Here is a 629-nt window from a genome sequence, read left to right on the forward strand (position 1 = left end):
CCTATCTGATGTTATTTATAATCAAGACGAAGCTAAATGGGTAAGCTTAGTTAAAAACAGAGAATTAGAGTTTTTAACATCAGAGGCATATAATGATGTTAATGTAGAAAGTATTAAGGATAGGAAAAGGAAATTTAAACAGATTTTTGATTCTAGCTTTAAAAGAAAAGTTCCTCTAGATAAGTATGAAATGATTTTTGGAGGGAATGGTAGAATTGTAGCTTTAAAAAGTTTAATAGATAAAGGTTATGGAGCATTTTCTCATGGATATGAGAAAACTTATAATGATGGACGTAAAAGAAAGATTAGAAGTTATGAATATATCTACCTACACAAACCCAAGGGAAGCAATAAATTAGAAATTATAAGATAATGCACAAAGCGTTTTTATATAGTGTTTGTTTGTTTTGTATGTTGCTGGTGCTTACAGCTTGTGGGCAAGCAACAGAAATGAGACCCATAGACAAACTATACAGCAACATACAACCCCTACAATACAAAAGCATGCCTCAATACTTTATAGAAGCGAACCAAAGTGGTTGTTTTTATGAATTGTATGTAAATGGAAGAATGGTGTTTAATCTTTTTAAACAAGTTGGTTTAATGGGGCATACTACCTGTATTAACGA

2 protein-coding genes are annotated in these 629 nt (G+C 31.2%); both read left to right on the forward strand.

What is annotated here, in order from left to right; genetic code table 11:
- The coding region (locus MK851_RS15630) for a hypothetical protein (protein WP_320244935.1) at positions 1 to 373 on the forward strand (373 nt) is incomplete at its 5' end.
- The coding region (locus MK851_RS15635; protein ID WP_320244937.1) for a hypothetical protein at positions 373 to 629 on the forward strand (257 nt) is incomplete at its 3' end. The genes MK851_RS15630 and MK851_RS15635, both read left to right, overlap by 1 nt.

Origin of the sequence: Tenacibaculum sp. 1B UA (genome assembly GCF_033978845.1) — a bacterium.
Lineage (GTDB): Bacteria > Bacteroidota > Bacteroidia > Flavobacteriales > Flavobacteriaceae > Polaribacter.